Consider the following 19,784-nt stretch of genomic DNA (forward strand, 5'->3'; position numbering starts at 1 on the left):
CCTCTCCGGCCCCGGGCGGCGAGGGGAGGGCGGTGCCCGCGCCGAAACCGACGATCCGCAACGTCGCCGAACGCGCCGGAGTGTCCAAATCGCTCGTGTCACTGGTGATGCGGGGGTCACCGCACGTGAGCGAACGGCGACGGCAGGCCGTCCTGCAGGCCGCCCGGGAACTCGGCTACCGGCCGAACGCCGTGGCGCGGAGCCTGGTCGAGGGACGCACCCGGCTGATCGGCGCCATCGTCGCCGACCTGCACAACCCGTTCTTCGCCGAGTTCCTCGACGGGCTGCAGGAGAGCCTGCACGGAGCGGGCCTGCGGATGCTGGTCGGCAGCGGCCGCTGGGACCCCCTGTTCGAGGCGGAGGCGGTCGAGGCGTTCCTGGAGATGCGCGTGGACGGGCTGGTGCTGCTCAGCGTCGTCCCCGAGTCGCTCAAGGAGGCCGCGGCCAGCGTCCCCGTGGTGGTCGTCGGTGAACGCGACGTCGTCGGCGTCGACATCGTCGTGGACGACGACGAGCTCGGCGCGAGCCTGGCCGTCGACCATCTCGTCGAGCTCGGCCACCGCCGGATCGCGCACATCGAGGGGGCGCGCTCCACGACCGCGCGCTACCGCCGCGCCGGCTACGAGAAGGCGATGCGCCGGCACGGGCTGACCGCCGAGATCATCGTCGAGCCCGGCGACTTCACCGAGGACGGCGGCCACCGGGCCGCGCGTTCGCTGCTGCGCCGCGACGGCCGGCCTACCGCGATCTTCGCGCCGAACGACCTGGTCGCGACCGGCGCGCTGTCGGCCGCCGACGAGCTCGGCATGCGGGTGCCGGCCGACCTGTCGATCGTCGGGTACGACAACACCCACCTCGCGGCGATCCGGCACATCTCGCTGACCAGCGTGGACCAGCCGCGCCGCGACATGGGCCGGGTGGCCGCGGAACTGCTCACCGCGCGCATCGGCGACCCGTCCCGCGTCGCGCGGCAGAACCTGGTCGTCCCGCACCTGGTGGTCCGCTCGACGACGGGGCCGGCTCCCGCCCTGTGACCTCACGGGCGCGCGCCTGTTCGGGCCACAGAACCTCCCCCTTCGTCTCGCTCCCGCAGATGCCGCCGCACCCCTGATCCGTGACGCCGCGTCCGTGGCCGGTTATGGCGGGGGTACGCGGACGGTCGATCATTCCTCGAACGGGTGCACGCCGGGTAAGGGGCCGGCCAAACCTGCCGCATTCGCCGACCCGCGGCCCACGGCCAGGTGGTTAATGTGTCTCACCGTCCGACGGGCAGACCCGGGCGGCCTCGGGGGAGGCCGTCCGGGCCGGGGACCCGCCGGACGGGCTGACAAAGGGTCGTGTTACCCAGGGGGGTTCAGCTCGTGCGTGATCCGGAACTGGTGTCGTGCGCGCAACGCGCGGCGAGCGAATTGGAACGCGCGTGGTCGGAGTGGCGGCACGCCCGCGGCCTGGCCGAGCAGGTGTCGGAGTCCGTCGCCAGCTATGTGGCCCACTCGATCGACCACCCGTGGGGCCGCCCCCGCGTGGTCCTCGGCCTGGACGCGGACGAGGCCCGCGCCCTCGCCGCGCTGCTGGGCAAGGAGGACCCCCTGCGCTGATTTCCCGGACTTCGTTTGACGAACCTCAGCCGGTGTGCAGACTGTCAGGGTCGGTAACGAAGTCATCACGGAGGAATCGGCCTGTGCGAATCCATCGAGGCGGCCCCGCGGTCGCCGGTATCGCGCTGTGCCTGGGCGCGCTCACCGCGTGCAACGGTTCCTCCGGGACGTCCGGCGGCGGAGGCGGGGCCGCGGCCCCGCCGACCGCCGGAGCGTCGTCCCCGGGGTCGCTGGAGGGCCGTCAGTCGCCCGCGTCCGCCACCGGCAAGGCGTCGCTGGACGGCAAGGTGATCGTCATCGATCCCGGGCACAACGGCGGGAACGCCGACCACCCGTCCGAGATCAACAAGCAGGTCAAGATCGGCAACGGCAGCAAGGCCTGCGACACGACCGGCACGGAGACCAAGGCCGGCTACGGCGAGCACGCGTTCACCTGGGACGTCTCGAACCGGCTCGCCGAGATCCTGCGGTCCCGGGGCGCCAAGGTCGCGCTGACCCGCAAGGACGACAAGAGCGTCGGCCCGTGCGTCACCGAGCGCGCCGGGCTCGGCAACCGGCTCAAGGCCGATGCCGCGCTGTCGATCCACGCCGACGGCGCGTCCCCGTCCGGGCATGGCTTCCACATCATCGAGCCGCTCTCCATCGGCCGGAACTCCGGCATGGTGTCCGGCTCCGCCAAGCTGGGCTCCGCGCTGCGGGACGCCTACCACGAGGGCACCGGCATCCCGTACTCCAACTACCTCGGCAAGAACGCCATCGACCGGCGTGACGACCTCGGCGGCCTGAACATGTCGACGGTCCCGAAGGTCTTCATCGAGTGCGGCAACATGCAGAACAAGGGCGACGCGGCGAAGCTGGCCAGCGCGTCCTTCCGGCAGCGCATCGCCGAGTCCCTCGCCGAAGGCTTCCAGACCTACCTCGGCTGACCCCGGTGGTGCCCGGCGCCGGCCGGGGCGCGGAGCGGGCAGGATGGGCGGATGCCTGATCTTCGTCGTGTGCGGGAAACGCTGCTCGGGGCCGGTTACACCGTCGCCGGCGTACGGGAGGCGCTCGGGGCCGTCGCGGGTGCGGCACTGGCACGCGACGAGATCATGCCGGCGCTGCGGGCGACGCGGGGCGGGTCGCCGGTCGAGGTCCTGATCCGGCTGTTCTGGCTGCAGGTGCCGGTAGACGCGCGCGCGATCGCGGCGGACGATCTGGTCGCGGCCGGGCTCGCCGAGATGTCCGGCGGGGAACTGCGGGCGCTGCTGCGCGTCGAGCCGCTGGAGGCCGTGGACGGGGAAGGGCATGCCGGATATGTCGTGTCCGACCCAAAGGTGCGCCCAGGGTCGGGCGTCGTCCCGGCGGACGATCATGTGGTGGGCGCGGGCGGCGCGTCCGGGAATCTGGCCCGGCTGGTTGTCCACAGGGCTGTGGACAACGTGCTCGATCTGGGCACCGGCTGCGGTGTCCAGGCCGTGCATCTCGCGGGGCGGTCGCCCGCCGCGCGCATCACCGCGACGGACGTCAATCCGCGGGCACTGGAACTTGCCGCGATGAGCTTCGCGCTCTCCGGAGTGGACGGCGCGGAACTACTCCAGGGGTCACTGCTCGAGCCCGTCCAGGGGCGCCGGTTCGACCTGATCGTGTCCAATCCGCCGTTCGTCGTCGCGCCGTCCGGTGGCCGGCGGTTCGTGTACCGGGAGTCGGGGATGCCGGGCGACGACTTCTGCCGGCGCCTCGTCGAGAACGCCGCGCGTTACCTGAACGAGGGGGGATACTGCCAGCTCCTGGCCAACTGGCTGCATGTCGACGGGGTCCCATGGGAGGAGCGGGTCGGCGGCTGGGTGGACGGCTGCGACGCCTGGATCGTGCAGCGTGACGTGCAGGATCCGGCCGAGTACGCCGAGTTGTGGCTGCGGGATTCCTGTGAGGCGGGCACGCCCGAATACCGGGCCCGGTACGCGGAGTGGCTCGATCATTTCGAGCGGCGGAACGTCACCGGAATCGGGTTCGGGTGGATCACGTTGCGGCGCAGCGAGCGGCCGGCCGTCCGGATCGAGGAGCTGCGGCACGCCGTCGAGCAGCCCGTCGGGGCCTATGTCCGGGGCGTGCTCGACGGCCTCGCCAAGGCGGACGAGTTTTCCACAGGCTGTGGACGAACGCTCGGGGCGGCGCCCGGTCTCGTCCAGGAACAGATCGGCCCGCCCGGCGCCGAGGACCCGGAGCGGATCGTCCTGCGGCAGCCCGGCCGCCTTCGCCGCGCCGCCGGAGTCGGGACGGTCGAGGCCGCCCTCGCCGGGGTGTGCGACGGCACCCTGCCCCTCGCCCCGCTGCTCGACGCCATCGCCGAGCTCACCGGCATGGACCCGGACCAGGTCCGCGCGCACGCCGACGCCGTCCTCCCCGAGCTGATCGCAGACGGCTTCTTCATCTAGGCCGCATGACCGTCTCCATCGCCCGCCCGAGGTCGCGATGCCGCGCGATCAGCACGGAGAAGCCGATCGCCAGGTAGACGCCGGACAGGTACAGCCTGACGTCCTCACCCGGCAGGACGAACTGCACCGCGAAGAGCAGGAACAGCACCGCCGCCTCCCACCGCCTGAACACGAGGTCGATGAGCAGGCTCAGCCCGAGGACGGTCTGCGCGGCGGTGAGCAGCACCTCCTCGATCTGCCGGGAGTCCAGTGGCAGCGACCAGGCGCCCCCGCCGGCCCGGTAGGCGAGCGGGAGGGTGCCGATCAGCAGTGTCCATTGGTTGACCTTGCTGGACAGCAGCGTCCCGATCGCGTCGGCGTCCCGCAGCCGCCACGCGAACATGACCGCGACGAGCAGCTCGGGCGCCTCCGAGGCCACCGGCGCCAGCCACTGCACCAGCAGGAACTCGTCGATGCCGAGCGACGCGCCCGCGTCCACCAGCCCGTTCGCGAACGGCCCCGCCGACACGAACACGATGATCGCGCCGAGCGCGAACCCGCCCCAGGTCGCGGTCCGCCGTTCCCGCTTCGGCAGGGTGACGAGCCAGGCGGGGACGCCGGCGAGTTCCTCGACGTCCTCCTCCCGGCGCCGCGCGATCTGCGTGAGGTACAGGAGGTACACGACGATGAGCGAGATCGACATGTACCAGCCGATCTCGCCGGTCAGCGCGGGGATGAAGCCGAGCACCGCGGCGAGCGCGAGGAACCCCAGCTCGGTCCGGTGCAGCGAGGCCAGCCGGACGTCCCGCCGGCCGGGGCCGCGCGTCGCATGCCTCCCGCCGCGCCGGGAGAGCCGCCGGACGCCCAGGGCGAACGCCAGCACCACCAGAGCCCACCCCACACCGACGAGCAGCCGGTTCGCGCCCGTCATGTTGGCGGCCGCGTAGGCGGTGTACGCCGGTTTGGTCCCGGCGGCGTAGGCGTAGTAGACGTCGACCGCGTACTCGGGCAGCACCGCGATGAGGGCGAGGACCGCGAGCGCGAGCGCGCCCGACATGTCGGCCCGCGCGGTCTCCGCCGCCCACATCAGCAGGATCGCCGCGGCCAGGACCCCGGCTCCGAAGATCACCATGGCGGCGACCGCGGGCGGATCCAGCCCGGCCACCCGCGTCGCGACCGCGGGAAGCGCGATCACCAGCGTCAGCGTCACCCGGACGAGCAGCGTCTCGCGCGGGATCAGCTCGCCGGCCATACCGGGACCCTGCCCCCCATGCCCGCCCTCAAGGCAAGCGGCGCGCAAAGCCGCGCGCGGCAGGGGTCAGCGGCGGGCTTCGTCCAGGGTGCCGAAAGCGCTGGCGCGGAGGCGGCGGGACAGTGCGCGGTTGACGCGGTGCGCCCAGAGGGGGCCGCCGTAGATCATGCCGGTGTAGCCCTGGACGAGGGTCGCGCCCGCGCGGATCCGTTCCCACACGTCGTCGGCCGTCTCGACACCGCCGACCGAGACCAGCGTGAGGCGCCCGCCGGTGCGGGCCCGCAGCCGGCGCAGGACGTCCAGCGAGCGCTCCTTCAGCGGGGCCCCGGACAGCCCGCCGGTCTCCTTGACCAGCGCGGGCGGGCTGAGCAGGGCGTCCCGGCCGATGGTGGTGTTGGTCGCGATGATCCCGTCGAGGCCGAGTTCGAGGGCGAGGTCGGCGACCGCGTCGATGTCGTCGTCCGCGAGGTCGGGCGCGATCTTGACCAGCAGCGGGACGCGGCGCCGCGACGACCGGTCGGCGGCCTCGCGCACCGCCGTCAGCAGCGGGCGCAGATGCTCGACGGCCTGCAGGTTCCGCAGGCCGGGCGTGTTGGGGGAGCTGACGTTGACGACGAGATAGTCGGCGTGCGGGGCCAGCCGCTCGGTGCTCGCCACATAGTCCGCCGCCGCCGAGGCCTCGGGCACGACCTTCGTCTTGCCGATGTTGACGCCCACGATCGTTCCCGTCGCCCGGCCGCGCAGGCGTCGCGCGGCGGCCTCGGAGCCCTCGTTGTTGAAGCCCATCCGGTTGACGACCGCCCGGTCGGAGACGAGCCGGAACAGCCGCGGGCTCGGATTGCCGGGCTGCGGACGTCCGGTGACCGTGCCGATCTCGACATGGCCGAACCCGAACGCGCCGAGCGCCTCGTAGGCGACGGCGTCCTTGTCGAACCCGGCGGCGAGCCCCAGTGGCCCCGGGAACTCCAGCCCGAGCGCGCGCACGGCCAGCGCCGGGTCGCGCGGCGCGAGCAGCCGCCGCAGCAGCGGGGCGGCCCCGGGCGTCGCCTGGATCGCGCGCAGCGCGCGAAGGGTCGCGTGGTGGACGCTCTCCGCCGGAACACGGCTGATGACACGTGCGAACAGAAGTCGATACATCGTCCGTCAGTATCTCAGCCGGCCTCCGCGGCGTCGCACTCAGTAGCCGCGGAACGTGCGGCGGAGCTGGAGGCGGACGTCGCGGGCCGCCTCCCGCATCGTCCGGCGGGCGGCGCGGACCGGGTCGCGCACCGTGACCCGCCACGCTCCGCGGATGCCGTGCCCCACCGGGCGCAGGACGTTCGTCCGCAGCCAGCGGGCGGGCACGACGACCAGGATCCGCACCGGGATGACGACGAGCGTCCGCCAGAGCCAGCGCAGGATGCGGCCGGCCAGCCGCCACGTCCCCACGAGAGCCGCGACGATCGGCGCCAACAGGTACCGCCACACGGCGCGGGCGGGGGCGACGATCAGCACGCGCCCCAGCCAGGCCAGGCACCGCCCGGTCAGGACCGCGGCCGCCACCAGCGCGGCCCACAGGGACGCGAGGACGAGCAGGCCGCCGCGTCCGAGCCAGGTGAGGCCGCTCCAGATGCCGCGCGCCAGCCAGACCAGGCCGAGCAGCGGCGGGCGCAGGACGTACCGCCACAGCAGGACGGCGGGCATGACCACGAGCACGCCGAGGATCAGCCCGATCCCTTGGAAGAGCAGCGCGAACCCGCGGCCGAGGAGGCGGAGGACCCATGCCAGCCCGAGTCCGAGAATCCGGAGCGGCCGCAGCAGCAGGAAGTCGAGGACGCGCCCGATACCGCGTCCGATCAGGGCGAGCAGGCGTCCCAGCGGGACGATCAGCACGCGGTGGAACCAGCGGGCCAGCCGTCCCGTGCCGCGCCCGAACCAGCGCAGGAAGCCGAGGATCACCACGACGGCGAGCCATCGCAGCGGCCGGACGACGAGGAGATCGAGCAGCGCGCCGAGCGCGCGCCCGACGGCCGCCAGGACCCGCGTCAGACCGTTCCAGACGGCCCGGATCCCACGGCCGACGAGCACCAGCAGGTCGTGCAGGAGCCGCAGCGGCACGACGACGATCAGCGCGATCACCCGAGCGGGGACGACGATCCACGCGGGGCCGGGGCGCGGCGTGGGGCCATGATGCGGCGTGGGCCGCCGCTTGGTCAGGTCGACGGGTCCGCCCGCGTCGTTTCCGGTGGTCACCGTTGCCTTCCTTAGTCGTTCGTCCCGGTGATCCGACTCCGTCCGTGGGCGTCCGGTTCCCGGGGGTTGAACCCGGTCCGCGGGGTTCACCGTACTGCTCGTCGATCCGGAAGAGCGGTGCGGCAGCTCCTTCTCGATCGACGTGCGGGACCTGGTCCGGAGCCGGGTCCAGGACGACATGGAGGACAACCACATGAAATTCCCACGTTGGGCGATCCCCGCTGCGGCCGCCCTCACGGCGTCGGGACTGGTGCTGACCGCGTGCGGGCAGGAGAAGGCCGGAGGGAAGCAGCAGAACGCCGCAGGCTCCCAGGCACAGGCGCAGCCGTCCGCGCCGGCGTCGCCGGCCCCCGAGCCGACCACCCTGGAGGTCGCCAGCGTCACCAAGCTCGGCAAGGTCATCACCGACGGCACGGGCAAGACGCTCTACCGCTTCGACAACGACACCGCCCGCCCGCCCGCGTCCACCTGCGCGGACGCGTGCGCCAAGGCGTGGCCGCCGGTGCTGACCGGTCAGGGGGAGACCGAGGTCAAGGGCGTCCAGCAGTCACTCGTCGGCAAGGTGAAGCGGCCGGACGGCAACTGGCAGGTCACCCTCGCCGGATGGCCGCTGTACCGGTTCGCCAAGGACCAGAGCCCCGGCGACGTGAAGGGGCAGGGCGTCGGCGGCACCTGGTACGCCGCCGCGCCGACCGGCAAGAAGGCCGCCCCGGCCACGCAGACGAACGACCGCTGGAAGGGCTGGACGGTCGTCAAGGCCAAGAAGGACCCGAAGCTCGGCCTGATCCTGACCGACGGCAAGGGCATGACCCTCTACCGCTACGACAAGGACACCAACAAGCCGCCGACGACCAACTGCTTCGGCTCGTGCAAGAAGGCGTGGCCGCCGGCCGTCTTCAACGGCTGGAAGCACCTCAAGCTCGAAGGCGTCAACAAGAAGGTCGTCGACTTCATCGAGCGCAAGGACGACGGCAAATGCCAGCTCACCATCAACGGCTGGCCCATGTACTACTACGAGCAGGACAAGCAGCCCGGCGACACGAAGGGCCAGGGCGTCGGCGGGGTCTGGTGGGCGACCACCCCGACCGGCGAGAAGGCCGCCGGCACCGGCTCGGGCACCGGTGACGGAGGCGGCGGGAACGGGTCGGGCGGCGGTTACTAGACCGTCCACCGCGCCACACCCGCCCCACAGGCGAAGGCGCGGAGGGCTCGCGGGTCGGTCGGGGTCCGCGATCCCTCCGCGCCTTCTTCATTCCCGGACCAAGGTTCTTTCCCTGGCGATTACTCTGTGGATCTCGACAGTCACCCGGTTCGGTGTTCGAATGGAGATCCGTTCCGCCGAGGGTGCGGCCCGGCGAAGTGCCCGCAGCCTGGTGGGAGGCTTCGGGAGGCCCCATGGTCGAGCGAGTCGGACGAGCGGAGTCGAACGAGCCGGGACACGCCCGGCCGCGGGGGCGGGCGACCGGACGGCACGGCCCCCCGGGGCGGTTGCGGGCCGCGGTGGCGCTGACGATGCTGGCCGGGGGGCTCACGGCCTGCGGAGGCGGCGGCGGGACCCCCACCCTCAACTGGTACATCAACCCCGACGACGGCGGGCAGGCCAAGCTCGCCGCGGCGTGCTCGAAGGCGTCCGGCGGCAAGTACAAGATCACTACGTCGGTGCTGCCCCAGGACGCCACGCAGCAGCGTGAGCAGCTCGTCCGGCGGCTGGCGGCGAAGGACTCCGGGATCGACCTGATGAGCCTGGACCCGGTGTTCGTGGCCGAGGCCGCCAACGCCGGGTTCCTGCGGCCCTTCCCCGCGGACCAGGCCGGCCAGTTCACCCAGGGCGTGTTCCCCGCCGCCGTGGAGAACTCGACGTGGGAGGGCAAGCTCTACGCGGCGCCCTTCTGGGCGAACACGCAGCTGCTCTGGTACCGCAAGTCGGTCGCGCAGAAGGCCGGGGTCGATCCCAGTGCTCCTGACTTCACCTGGGACAAGATGATCGACGCGGCCGTCCGGACCGGGACGACCGTCGGGGTCCAGGCCAACAAGTACGAGGGCTACATGGTGTGGATCAACGCCCTCGTCGAGTCCGCCGGCGGACAGATCATCAGCAACGCGCAGCGGGGCGACGACGCCACCATCGACATCGGCTCGCCCGCCGGGAAACAGGCCGCGACGATCATCTCCGAGCTCGCGCACTCCAAGGCCGCGAGCCCGAGCATGTCCACCGACGACGAGGAGCGGGCCCGGTTCCTGCTGAACGGCTCCCGGGGCGGCTTCATGGTCAACTGGGGGTACATCTGGCGGGCCGAGAACGGCGACGCCGAATCGGGCGTGATCCCGAAGAACATCCCGGCCGACCTCGGCTGGGCGAAGTACCCGAAGGTGAGCCCCGGGCAGGACAGCAAGCCCCCGTTCGGCGGCATCGAGCTCGGCATAGGCGCGTACGGCAAGTACAAGAACACCCTCGCCGTGGACGCCGTCACGTGCATCACGTCCACCGAGCACATGAAGCAGTACATGATCGACTCGGGTAACCCGGCGGCCCGCGCGTCCGTCTACGACGACCCGCAGATCAAGAAGGAGTTCCCGATGGCCGGGCTGATCCGGGACTCCATCAACGCCGCCGCGCCCCGTCCGATCACGCCGTACTACACCGACGTGTCGGGCGCCGTGCAGAGCCGGTGGCACCCGCCCGCGTCGGTGAACCCGAACACGACGCCCGGCCGGTCCGCGACGTTCATCCGCCAGGTCCTGCACGACCAGGCGCTGCTCTGAAGGGACGGACGATGACCGCTGTGGAGACCGCCCCGGCCACCGGACGGCACCGGGCCGGGCGCGCGGAGATCTCCGACCGGAGCCGCGCGGAACGCCGCCTCGGGCTGATCCTGTCCGCCCCTGCCGTGCTCGTCATGCTGCTGGTGACCGCGTACCCGCTGATCAACGCGCTGTACCTGTCGCTGTTCCGGTACCGGCTCACCGCGCCGGAGGACCGCAAGTTCGTCGGGCTCGCCAACTACGGGACGGCGCTGTCCGACCCGCTGTTCTGGCAGAACGTCCTCACCACGTTCTTCATCACGTTCGTCACGGTCGCCGTGGAACTCGTCATCGGGTTCGCGCTGGCGATGGTGATGCACCGGGCGCTGTTCGCGCGGCGGACCGTCCGCACCGCGATCCTGCTGCCCTACGGCATCGTCACCGTCATCTCGGCGTTCGCCTGGAAGTACGCGTTCGACCTGCAGTCCGGGTTCGTCAACTCCTGGTTCGGGCTCGGCGACTACGCCTGGTTCTCCGGCCGCTGGTCGTCGCTGTTCGTGATCATCCTGTCGGAGATCTGGAAGACGACGCCGTTCGTGTCGCTGTTGCTGCTCGCCGGGCTGGCGCAGGTGCCGCGCGACCTCGGCGAGGCGGCGACGGTGGACGGCGCGACGGCGTGGCAGCGGCTGCGCCGGGTGACGATCCCGAACATGAAGGCCGCGATCCTCGTCGCCGTGCTGTTCCGCACGCTGGACGCCTGGCGGATCTTCGACAACGTGTTCATCATGACGGCCGGCCAGAACAGGACCGAGACGCTGTCGTTCCTCACCTACCGGCAGACGATCACCCGGACCGCGATCGGGCTCGGGGACGCCGTCGGGGTGCTGCTGTTCCTGTCCGTGTTGCTGATCGCGGTGGTGTTCATCAAGGGGTTCCGGGTGGACCTGTCCCAGGTGAGAGGTGACAAGTGATGGAGAGCACCCGCTCGAAATGGCTGTGGGCCGTCGCGTCCCTGCTCATCCTCGTCTGGACGGTCTTCCCGATCCTGTGGATCGTGATGCTGTCGTTCAAGCAGCCCGGCGAGATCGGCAACAAGAGGAGCTTCCTCCCCGCCGACTGGACGTGGGTGAACTACAAGACGGTCTTCAAGACCGACCTGTTCACCTCCGCGCTGATCAACTCGATCGGCATCTCGATCATCGCGACGTTCATCGGGGTGGTGTTCGCGACGCTGGTCGCGTACGCGATCGCCCGGCTGGAGTTCCCCGGCAAGAGGCTGATCCTGTCGTTCGCGCTGGCCATCGCGATGTTCCCGGTCGTGTCGCTCGTCGGCCCGCTGTTCGACCTGTGGCGCGACATCGGCCTGTACGACACCTGGCCCGGGCTGATCATCCCGTACATCTCGTTCGCGCTGCCGCTCGCGATCTGGACGCTGTCGGCGTTCTTCCGCGAGATCCCGTGGGAGATGGAGCAGGCCGCGCAGGTGGACGGCGCGACGACCTGGCAGGCGTTCCGGAAGGTGATCGTCCCGCTGGCGGCGCCCGGGGTCTTCACCGCGGCGATCCTGACGTTCTTCTTCTGCTGGAACGACTTCGTGTTCGGGATCTCGCTGACCTCCTCCGACAACGCCCGTCCCGTACCCGCCGCGCTGGCGTTCTTCACCGGCGCGTCGCAGTTCGAGCAGCCCACCACCGCCATCTCCGCGGCGGCGGTCGTGGTGACCATTCCCGTCGTCGTCATCGTCCTGGCGTTCCAGCGCCGCATCGTGGCCGGGCTCACGTCCGGCGCCGTCAAAGGCTGAGGGGTAGACCATGGCCGCCATCACCATGAAGAACATCGTCAAGCAGTACGGCGACGGTTTCCCGGCCGTGAACGACGTGTCGCTGGACGTCAAGGACGGCGAGTTCATGATCCTCGTCGGCCCGTCCGGCTGCGGGAAGTCGACGCTGCTCCGGATGATCGTCGGGCTGGAGGACATCACCGCCGGAGAGATGCTCATCGGCGACAAGGTCGTCAACCGGGTGGCGCCGCGGCAGCGGAACCTGTCGATGGTGTTCCAGAACTACGCGCTCTACCCGCACCTCACGGTGTTCGAGAACATCGCGTTCCCGCTCCGCCTGGCGAAGATGTCGGACGACGAGGTGCGGCGGCGCGTCAAGGAGACCGCCGACCTGCTGGAGCTGACCGAGCACCTGGAGCGCAAGCCGGCGAACCTGTCCGGCGGCCAGCGGCAGCGGGTCGCGATGGGGCGGGCGATCGTCCGGCAGGCGGACGCCTTCCTGTTCGACGAGCCGCTGTCGAACCTGGACGCGAAGCTGCGCGGGCAGATGCGCACGGAGATCTCGCGCCTGCAGCGGCGTCTCGGCGTCACCACCGTGTACGTCACGCACGACCAGACGGAGGCGATGACGCTCGGCGACCGGGTCGCGGTGCTGCGCAAGGGCGTCCTGCAGCAGGTCGGCAGCCCGCGTGAGCTGTACGAGGAGCCCGTCAACCTGTTCGTGGCGGGGTTCATCGGGTCGCCGTCGATGAACTTCCTGCCCGCGTCCGTGGAGGGCTCGTTCCTCGACACGCCCCTGGGGCGGTTCGAGTTGCGCGACGAGAAGAAGGCCGCCGCCATCGGTGACCGTTCCGTCGTGCTCGTCGGGATCCGTCCGGAGCACTTCGAGGACTCGTCGCTGGTCGGCGAGGAGAAGAAGGCGCGGGGCAGCATCGTCCGGGCCCGGGTGGACGTGACCGAATGGCTGGGCAACGAGCTGTACGCCTACGTCCCGTACGAGGCCCCGGAGGACCTCACCGCCCAGTTGCGCGACCTTTCGCGGGAGCTCGACAGCGACCAGCTGCGCACGCAGGCCGTCGTGGCGCTGGACGCGGCCAGCCTCATCTCGCCCGGACGCGAGGCGGAGCTGTGGATCGACACCACGAGGGTGCACATCTTCGACCCGTCCAGCGGCGAGAACCTCACTCGCGACGAGGAGCGCGTCGAGAAGCTCAGCGCCATCGCCGAGGAGGCGCGCGCCGCCCAGCGGGAGGCGCAGCGCGAGCCGGCGGCCGAGGGCGCCGACGGGGCGTCCGTGGCGGAACCGTGAGCCGATGCATTTCGTCTTCACCCCGCCGGGGGAGTCGGCGGCCGGGCTGCTCGACCTGTCGTGGACCCGGCCGCTCGAAGAATGGGACGACGAGCGGCTCGTGGAGATCCGGCAGCGCGGCCTGTCCCGGCACACGGTCAGATTCGTGGCCGAAGGCGGCGCCGTATACGCGTTGAAGGAGCTGGACGCCCGGCTCGCGCGCCGCGAATACCGGCTGCTGCGGAGGCTCCGTTCCCTCGGCCTGCCTGCCGTCGAGGTCATCGGGGTGGTCGTGGACCGTCCCGACCTGGACGCCATTCTCGTCACGCGTTTCCTGGACCACTCCTCGTCCTATCGTTCGCTGTTCGCCAACGCCCGCTACGGCCACCCCACGGACCGGTTGCTGGACGCACTCGTGGAACTGCTCGTCCGGCTTCATCTCGCGGGTTTCATGTGGGGTGACTGTTCGCTGTCGAACGTCCTGTTCCGTATGGACGCGGGGGCGTTCGCCGCCTATCTGGTGGACGCGGAGACCGCCGAAATGCACCCTTCTCTCACCGAGGGGCAGCGCGGCTACGACGTGTCCCTGGCCCGGGAGCGGATCGCCGGCGAGCTCTTCGACCTTTCGGCCGCGGGCAGTCTGCCGGCCGGGACCGACCCGATCGAGGTGGCCGACGACACCGTCCGGCGGTACCGGGCGCTGTGGGACGAACTGACCCGCGAGGAGGTCCTGCACCCCACCGAGCAGCGCTACCGCATCGCCGAGCGGCTCCGCCGCATCAACTCGCTCGGCTTCGACGTGGACGAGGTGGAGCTGGTGGACGCGGGGCCGTCCGGGGCGCGCATGCGCGTCCGCACGCGCGTGGCGGAGCCCGGCCACCACCGCCGCATCCTCATGGCCCGTACCGGGCTGGACGCCCAGGAGAACCAGGCGCGCCGCCTGCTCAACGACATCGCCGGATACCGCGGCCACCTGGAACGTGTCCGGGGCGCGCCCGTTCCAGAGGTGGTCGCGTCGAACAAATGGCTCGCCGAGGTGTACGAGCCGGTCATCAACGCGGTTCCGCCCGGCCTGCGCGACCGCCTGGACGACGTCGAACTGTTCCACGAGGTCCTCGAACACCGCTGGTTCCTGTCCGAGAAGTCGGGCCGTGACGTCGGTACGTCGGCGGCGGCGCGCGACTACTTCGCGTCCGTTCTCCCGGACGTTCCCGAGGATCTGACCCAGACCGGCCGTCCTCCTGACACGACCAGTTGATCTTTCTGGCACCATCGTGGACATGTACGAGCGTTTCGCCCATGAATATGCGAACCATGCCGAAGACAGCGCTTACAACGCCCTCTATGACCGGCCCGCCGTGCTCGGCCTCGCCGGCGACGTGGCCGGCCTCGACGTCTTCGACGCCGCCTGCGGCCCCGGCCTCTACGCCCGGGAACTGCTGGACCGCGGCGCCCGCGTCGCCGGCTGCGATGTGAGCCCCACTTTCGTCGACATGGCCCGCGCACGCACCGAGGGCCGCGCCGACCTGCGCCTCCATGACCTGTCGCGACCGCTGACGTGGCTGGCGGACGACTCGGTCGACATGGTCGTCCTCGCCCTGGCCATTCATTACATCGACGACCGGGTGGCCCTGCTGAAGGAATTCCGCCGCATCCTGACCCCTCGCGGAGCCGTCGTCCTGTCCACCGAGCATCCGATGACGGGATGGCTGCGCCTGGGCGGGTCCTACTTCGCCGAAGAGCCCGTGGAGGAGTCGTTGAGCCCTCATCGGGACTGGCCGATCAGGGCGTGGCGCCGTCCCCTGACGTCGATCTGCGCGGAATTCCGGGAGGCGGGGTTCCTCATCGAGGAATTGCTGGAACCCCGCCCCGTCTCCGAAATGGCCGACCGCTACCCCGAGGACCACGCGAAGCTGGAGGAGCTCCCCGCCTTCGTGGCGTTCCGCCTGGTCCCGGCCCGCGCTTGACCGATGTTCACCCGGCGTCCGCGACGATGTGCCACTGCCCGACCTCGCCGTAGTCCGAGTCGTAGATGACCGAGCCGTCGCCCGGCTTCAACTCGTAGTGCCGGACGTTCCCGCCCCAGTACCGCAGGATCCGCCCCAGCTCACTCACGGCGTCCCCGGCCACGGCGCCTTCACCCATGTCCACTTCCAGAACGAACTTCATGCCTTAAATCGTCTCATTGAAGTGGTTGTTAAAGCCTGGATCACGCATGGCCCTGGTCGATGACGTGCAACGCCGAAGAACTCTCAACCGCGGCGCTGCAGCGCCAGGTGGGTGTGATGGCTCAGGGATCGGGACGCGCCCGGCCACCGTTCGACCTTGCCGACCGGTCTCGGCGCGAACAAGTACCGGCCCCCCACCACAGGGATGGGGGGCCGGCGATTGTTGTGCCTCAGGCGCCTAGCGGCCTAGGAGGCTCAGGAGTTGTCCTTCTTCTCCGCCGCCTTCTTCGCCGCGGCGTCGTCGATGACCTTCTTCAGAGCCTCGGTCCCGCCCTGCTCCAAGATCTTGCCGACCTGCCGGTCGGACAGCTTGGCGCCGTCCTGAGAGGTAGCGGCCGCGTAGAGCTCGCGGCCCGCCTCCTGCCGGGGGGTCTGGGTCTGGGCCGGCGTGGGAGTGCCGCTGTCGGCGCTCCGCCTGAACGGATTCTTCATATGTTCTCACTCCTTGGTGAGAGTGCCTGTTTTTTCGGCGTTCACGAGGATCGGACCTCGCGCTGTTGATCGTTCCGGGCGCGGGCCGCCATGGCAACCCCCAAAAGTGATCTTCTTGCAAGATCGCAGCTCATCGTGTCGGGCATTCTCCGCTCGTCCCGCGTGACCGACCCGTTTTCGTATGAGTGTTGATTGTCGTGAAAGGTCGTACACGATGCGGGCTCGGGCGGCGGAGAAGACGCGGCGGCGCGTGCTGGACGCCGCGGTCTCGCTGCTCGGCTCGCGGCTGCGTTCGGACGTCCGGCTGGAGGACGTGGCCGCCGAGGCGGGCGTCAGCGTGCCGACGGTGCTGCGCGCGTACGGGAGCCGCGCGCAGCTCATCGAGCTGGCGCTGGAGAAGGTGCTCGAAGCCATGGGCGCCGAACTGGAGGAGCCCGAGCCGGGGGACGTCGCGGGTTCGGTCTCGGCGTGGTTCGACCACTACGAGAAGTTCGGGGACGTGGTGGTGCGGAACCTGGCGGACGAGTCCGACCCGGCGGTGGCGCCGATCGTCGAGATGGGCAGGACCCGGCACCGGCGGCACGTGGAACGCCAGCTCGGCCCGCGTTCGGACGCGGTGCCGGATGAGCGCCGGGCCACGCTCACCGACGCGCTGGTCTGCGTCTGCGACGTCTACACCTGGAAGCTGCTGCGCAGGGACATGGGTCGTTCGCGGGCGGACGCCGAGGCGACGGTGACGCTGATGATCGAGTCACTGCTGGAAGGGGTGTGAGGATGTCCGGCTGGTTGCTTCTCACCTGGGACGGGGCTGGAAACCAGGTGCCGATGACCGCCCTCGCGCAGGCGCTCGGGGAGGCGGGCCACGCGGTCACGATCGCGGGCTATGCCGGGCAGCGGAGCCGGTTCGAGAAGGCCGGGTTCGAGAAGGCCGGGTTCGAGTTCCGGTCGCTGCCCCGGGCCGACGCCGGGTACCCCGCCGCGCCGCCGCCGGAAGGCTGGCTGCCCGCGCTGGTCGGTGCTGTATGGGTCTGCCCCGCGCAACTGGCGGACGTCGCGGAGCTGCTGGCGGACGGCGCCTATGACGGCGTGGTCGCCGACTGCCTGATGTTCGGCGCGCTGGCCGGGCTGGAAGCGTCCTCCGTGCCGACGGCGGTGCTGGTGCACAGCGCGCCCGGAGCGCTGTGCCCGTCGGGCATGCCGATGGACCAGATGCTGCTGCCGGCGGTGAACGCGGTGCGCGCCGAGGCAGGGCGGCCCGCTCTCGAACGGCTGTGGGACGCCTGGACGCCGTTCCCCGCCCTGTGCACCAGTGTCCGGGAACTCGACCCCCTCGGCGATCAAGTGCCCGCTTCGTTCGACTACGTCGGTCCGCTGTTCGACCGCCGGGCGCCTTCGGGGCGGCGGACGCCGTGGGCCCCGGACGACACCCGGCCGCTCGTGGTCGTCAGTTTCTCCACCGGGGCGGCGTGGGACCAGACCTCGCGCATCCAGCGCACCCTGGACGCGCTCGACGACGGGCGTCACCGCGTGCTGGTCACCTCCGGGATGGCGGATGTCACCGGGGTGCGCGTCCCTTCCGACGCGGTCGTCCTGCCGTGGCTGCCGCACGCCGAGGTGCTGCCGCACGCGGCGGCGATCGTGACGCACGCGGGCCACGGCACCGTCGCCGCCGCGCGCTCGCCCACGGCTTGCCGATCGTCGCGCTGCCGAACCCGGGGGGCCGACCAGCCCGCGCTCGCCCACCGCACGGCGGTGCTCGGGGCGGGTGTCGCGCTCGACGGAGAGACCGGCCCGGTCGGCATCGCTGCGGCCGTCCGCACCGTGATCGAGGATCCGTCCTACCGGGCGGCCGCCACCGCATTGGCCGGACGCGTCACCGCCGCGCCGGGCCCGGCATATGCGGTCGGGCGACTGGAGCGCTTGGTCCGGGCGCCCGGCCGCGGCGGTGACGCGTCACATTCGTAGACGTCACTCGGGTGGGGCGTACGAGCCGTAGGCCGGGCGGCCGGTGGGCTGGTAGGTCTGGATCGTCACGCCGGTGCTCGTGACCTTGGAGTCGGTGAGCCGGAGCCCGGTCGGGACGATGTCGTCGAACAGCCGCTTGCCGGTGCCGAGGACGACGGGGAAGATCAGCACGCGGAACTCGTCGACGAGCCCGGCCTTGATCAGCGTCTGGACCAGGTCGAGGCTGCCGTGCACCTGGAGCTCGCGCCCGGGCTCGGCCTTCAGCTTGGCGACGGCCTCGGCGGCATCGCCTTCCAGGATCGTGGTGCCCGCCCATTCGGCCGTGCCGAGCGTGCGGGACGCGACGTACTTCGGCAGCGAGTTCAGCTTCGACGCGACCGGGTCGTTCTCGTCGGTCACCTTCGGCCAGTACCCGGCGAAGATCTCGTAGGTCCTGCGGCCGAGCAGGAAGGCGTCCGCCTCGGCGAACCAGCCGGACACGGCGCGTCCGAAGTCCTCGTCGGCGAACGGGAACGACCAGCCGCCGTGCTCGAACCCGCCGCTGCGGTCCTCGTCGGGTCCGCCCGGCCCCTGCCCGACGCCGTCGAGGGTGATGAATGTCGTCACTGTGAGTTTCATGGGTCCTCCTGAATCCGTCGTACCCACAGGCAGACCGGCGACCGCCGCGAAACTCATCGGACGGGCGCTCAGCCGAGCTTCTTCACCAGGAGTTCGAACTCCAGGTCGTCGCGCTTGGGGAGGCCGAAGCGCTCGTCGCCGTAGGGGAAGGGGCTCGTGTCACCCGTCCGGACGTATCCGCGGCGGACGTACCAGGCGATCAGCTCGTCGCGGACGCTGATCACCGTCATGTGCATCTCGGTCACGCCCCACTCCTCGCGCGCCAGCCGTTCCGCCTCGGCGAGGACCTTCTTGCCGAGCCCGCCGCCCTGGGCGCCGGGGCGCACGGCGAACATGCCGAAGTAGGCGTGCCCGCCGCGGTTCTCCAGCTGGCAGCAGGCGGCCAGGGCGCCGTCGGTCTCGGCGACCAGCATCAGCCCGGCCGGGTCGTCCACCGCGGCGGCGACCATGTCGGGGTCGGTGCGCCGGCCGCCGAGAATGTCGGCCTCGGTGGTCCACCCGGTGCGGCTGGAGTCGCCGCGGTAGGACGACTCGACGAGGGTGACGAGTGCGGGGACGTCGGCCGGCGTCGCCACGCGGAAAGCGGGATTCACGGTGCTCACGTGCGGGACTCTAACGCCGGGCAGGCGGTGTCCGGCTCCGGCCCCCGTGGTTGCGAGGGTAATCCTGGATGTCTAGTATCCAGATTTGTGCGGATGAGCGAGGGAGTCGAATGGGCGATCCACAGCTGTCTCAACCTGACCTGGCTGGAGCCGGGTGAGGCCGTGACGGCGGCCAGGATGGCGGCGTTCTACGAGCTGCCCGCGGCCTACCTGAACAAGCAGCTGCAGGCGCTGGCCCGGGCCGGGATCCTCGCGTCCACCCCCGGGCCGCGCGGCGGGTTCCGGCTCGCCCGCCGCGCCGAGGACATCACCCTCCTGGACATGGTGATCGCGATCGAGGGACCGGAGGAGGCGTTCCGCTGCGAGGAGATCCTCCGGCAGGGACCCGGCGACCATGAGGGAGCCGACTACCGCAGGCTGTGCGTCGTCTCCCAGTCCATGCGGCGGGCGGAGCTGGCCTGGCGCCGGGAGCTGGCCGGGCAGACCCTCGACGACCTGCGCATGATCGTGGAGCGCCGCGTCCCGGCCACGCCCGGCAGGACCCGCGCCTGGTTCGCGAACCTGCGGACCTGAATCCCGGCCGCGTCCGCAAGGGCGCCCGGCCATCGGTTAATTCTGGATAAGAAATATCCAGGTTAGGAGAGGAAGCAT

Annotated in this window: 21 protein-coding genes; 14 read left to right on the plus strand and 7 right to left on the minus strand. The window is 71.0% G+C overall.

Going from position 1 to position 19,784, the window contains the following annotated elements; genetic code table 11:
* Positions 1 to 32 precede the first annotated feature (32 nt).
* From ACQPXG_RS02965 to ACQPXG_RS02980, 4 genes are all read left to right on the plus strand, one after another.
* Entirely contained in the window at positions 33 to 1,034 is a 1,002-nt protein-coding gene (locus ACQPXG_RS02965; RefSeq protein WP_433466051.1) for a LacI family DNA-binding transcriptional regulator, read from the plus strand.
* Between the two features lie 327 nt (positions 1,035 to 1,361).
* On the plus strand, positions 1,362 to 1,598 hold the full coding sequence (locus ACQPXG_RS02970) for a hypothetical protein (RefSeq protein ID WP_024934223.1): 237 nt from the start codon (positions 1,362 to 1,364) through the stop codon (positions 1,596 to 1,598).
* 83 nt (positions 1,599 to 1,681) lie between these two features.
* Positions 1,682 to 2,524, plus strand: a complete 843-nt coding sequence (locus ACQPXG_RS02975; RefSeq protein WP_433466052.1) for an N-acetylmuramoyl-L-alanine amidase — start codon at positions 1,682 to 1,684, stop codon at positions 2,522 to 2,524.
* 51 nt (positions 2,525 to 2,575) lie between these two features.
* Complete coding sequence (locus ACQPXG_RS02980) at positions 2,576 to 4,015, plus strand: DUF7059 domain-containing protein (RefSeq protein ID WP_433466053.1); 1,440 nt, start codon at positions 2,576 to 2,578, stop codon at positions 4,013 to 4,015.
* Here the strand turns inward: ACQPXG_RS02980 and ACQPXG_RS02985 are convergent.
* The 3 genes from ACQPXG_RS02985 to ACQPXG_RS02995 all read right to left on the minus strand — a co-directional run bounded on the left by ACQPXG_RS02985 (position 4,008) and on the right by ACQPXG_RS02995 (position 7,478).
* The gene (locus ACQPXG_RS02985; RefSeq protein ID WP_433466054.1) at positions 4,008 to 5,246 is read right to left on the minus strand and encodes a sodium:proton exchanger; all 1,239 of its coding nucleotides are present in this window, start codon (positions 5,244 to 5,246) and stop codon (positions 4,008 to 4,010) included. The genes ACQPXG_RS02980 and ACQPXG_RS02985 overlap by 8 nt on opposite strands.
* 66 nt (positions 5,247 to 5,312) lie before the next feature.
* Positions 5,313 to 6,383, minus strand: a complete 1,071-nt coding sequence (locus ACQPXG_RS02990) for a quinone-dependent dihydroorotate dehydrogenase (RefSeq protein ID WP_433466055.1) — start codon at positions 6,381 to 6,383, stop codon at positions 5,313 to 5,315.
* Positions 6,384 to 6,422: 39 nt separating this feature from the next.
* Positions 6,423 to 7,478: a hypothetical protein gene (locus ACQPXG_RS02995; RefSeq protein WP_433466056.1), complete on the minus strand. Its 1,056-nt coding sequence runs from the start codon at positions 7,476 to 7,478 to the stop codon at positions 6,423 to 6,425.
* Between the two features lie 193 nt (positions 7,479 to 7,671).
* On the opposite strand from ACQPXG_RS02995, the gene ACQPXG_RS03000 reads away from it, so the two are divergent.
* The 7 genes from ACQPXG_RS03000 (at position 7,672) to ACQPXG_RS03030 (ending at position 15,255) form a co-directional block, all read left to right on the plus strand.
* On the plus strand, positions 7,672 to 8,640 hold the full coding sequence (locus tag ACQPXG_RS03000) for a hypothetical protein (protein ID WP_433466057.1): 969 nt from the start codon (positions 7,672 to 7,674) through the stop codon (positions 8,638 to 8,640).
* 233 nt (positions 8,641 to 8,873) lie between these two features.
* Positions 8,874 to 10,241 carry an extracellular solute-binding protein gene (locus ACQPXG_RS03005; RefSeq protein ID WP_433466058.1) on the plus strand — a complete coding sequence of 456 codons (1,368 nt, stop codon included), beginning with the start codon at positions 8,874 to 8,876 and terminating at the stop codon, positions 10,239 to 10,241.
* An 11-nt stretch (positions 10,242 to 10,252) separates the two neighbouring features.
* Positions 10,253 to 11,191 (plus strand): carbohydrate ABC transporter permease, encoded by a 939-nt coding sequence (locus ACQPXG_RS03010; RefSeq protein ID WP_433466059.1) that lies wholly within the window; start codon positions 10,253 to 10,255, stop codon positions 11,189 to 11,191.
* The gene (locus ACQPXG_RS03015) at positions 11,191 to 12,021 is read left to right on the plus strand and encodes a carbohydrate ABC transporter permease (RefSeq protein WP_433466060.1); all 831 of its coding nucleotides are present in this window, start codon (positions 11,191 to 11,193) and stop codon (positions 12,019 to 12,021) included. The genes ACQPXG_RS03010 and ACQPXG_RS03015 overlap by 1 nt, the downstream gene beginning before the upstream one ends.
* Positions 12,022 to 12,031: 10 nt before the next feature.
* Positions 12,032 to 13,309 carry a sn-glycerol-3-phosphate ABC transporter ATP-binding protein UgpC gene (gene ugpC, locus ACQPXG_RS03020; protein WP_433466061.1) on the plus strand — a complete coding sequence of 426 codons (1,278 nt, stop codon included), beginning with the start codon at positions 12,032 to 12,034 and terminating at the stop codon, positions 13,307 to 13,309.
* Positions 13,310 to 13,313: 4 nt separating this feature from the next.
* Positions 13,314 to 14,546 carry a DUF4032 domain-containing protein gene (locus ACQPXG_RS03025; protein ID WP_433466062.1) on the plus strand — a complete coding sequence of 411 codons (1,233 nt, stop codon included), beginning with the start codon at positions 13,314 to 13,316 and terminating at the stop codon, positions 14,544 to 14,546.
* 22 nt (positions 14,547 to 14,568) lie between these two features.
* A complete protein-coding gene (locus tag ACQPXG_RS03030; RefSeq protein WP_433466063.1) occupies positions 14,569 to 15,255 on the plus strand; it encodes a class I SAM-dependent methyltransferase in 687 nt (228 codons plus the stop codon).
* A 7-nt stretch (positions 15,256 to 15,262) separates the two neighbouring features.
* On the opposite strand, the gene ACQPXG_RS03035 is transcribed toward ACQPXG_RS03030, so the two are convergent.
* Both ACQPXG_RS03035 and ACQPXG_RS03040 read right to left on the minus strand, forming a co-directional pair.
* Positions 15,263 to 15,457: a hypothetical protein gene (locus ACQPXG_RS03035; protein ID WP_433466064.1), complete on the minus strand. Its 195-nt coding sequence runs from the start codon at positions 15,455 to 15,457 to the stop codon at positions 15,263 to 15,265.
* 254 nt (positions 15,458 to 15,711) lie between these two features.
* Positions 15,712 to 15,948 carry a hypothetical protein gene (locus ACQPXG_RS03040; protein WP_433466065.1) on the minus strand — a complete coding sequence of 79 codons (237 nt, stop codon included), beginning with the start codon at positions 15,946 to 15,948 and terminating at the stop codon, positions 15,712 to 15,714.
* Between the two features lie 214 nt (positions 15,949 to 16,162).
* On the opposite strand from ACQPXG_RS03040, the gene ACQPXG_RS03045 reads away from it, so the two are divergent.
* Entirely contained in the window at positions 16,163 to 16,720 is a 558-nt protein-coding gene (locus ACQPXG_RS03045; RefSeq protein WP_433466066.1) for a TetR/AcrR family transcriptional regulator, read from the plus strand.
* A 2-nt stretch (positions 16,721 to 16,722) separates the two neighbouring features.
* Positions 16,723 to 17,913 carry a glycosyltransferase gene (locus ACQPXG_RS03050; RefSeq protein WP_433466067.1) on the plus strand — a complete coding sequence of 397 codons (1,191 nt, stop codon included), beginning with the start codon at positions 16,723 to 16,725 and terminating at the stop codon, positions 17,911 to 17,913.
* A 3-nt stretch (positions 17,914 to 17,916) separates the two neighbouring features.
* Here ACQPXG_RS03050 and ACQPXG_RS03055 read toward each other — a convergent pair whose 3' ends face one another.
* Together ACQPXG_RS03055 and ACQPXG_RS03060 are read right to left on the minus strand one after the other, a co-directional pair.
* Positions 17,917 to 18,531: a dihydrofolate reductase family protein gene (locus tag ACQPXG_RS03055; protein ID WP_433466068.1), complete on the minus strand. Its 615-nt coding sequence runs from the start codon at positions 18,529 to 18,531 to the stop codon at positions 17,917 to 17,919.
* 68 nt (positions 18,532 to 18,599) lie between these two features.
* Positions 18,600 to 19,133, minus strand: a complete 534-nt coding sequence (locus tag ACQPXG_RS03060; RefSeq protein WP_433466069.1) for a GNAT family N-acetyltransferase — start codon at positions 19,131 to 19,133, stop codon at positions 18,600 to 18,602.
* Between the two features lie 93 nt (positions 19,134 to 19,226).
* On the opposite strand from ACQPXG_RS03060, the gene ACQPXG_RS03065 reads away from it, so the two are divergent.
* A complete protein-coding gene (locus ACQPXG_RS03065; RefSeq protein ID WP_433466070.1) occupies positions 19,227 to 19,706 on the plus strand; it encodes an RrF2 family transcriptional regulator in 480 nt (159 codons plus the stop codon).
* The last annotated feature ends 78 nt before the right edge of the window (positions 19,707 to 19,784 follow it).

The organism is Spirillospora sp. CA-128828, from assembly GCF_050945415.1.
Taxonomy (GTDB): domain Bacteria; phylum Actinomycetota; class Actinomycetes; order Streptosporangiales; family Streptosporangiaceae; genus Spirillospora.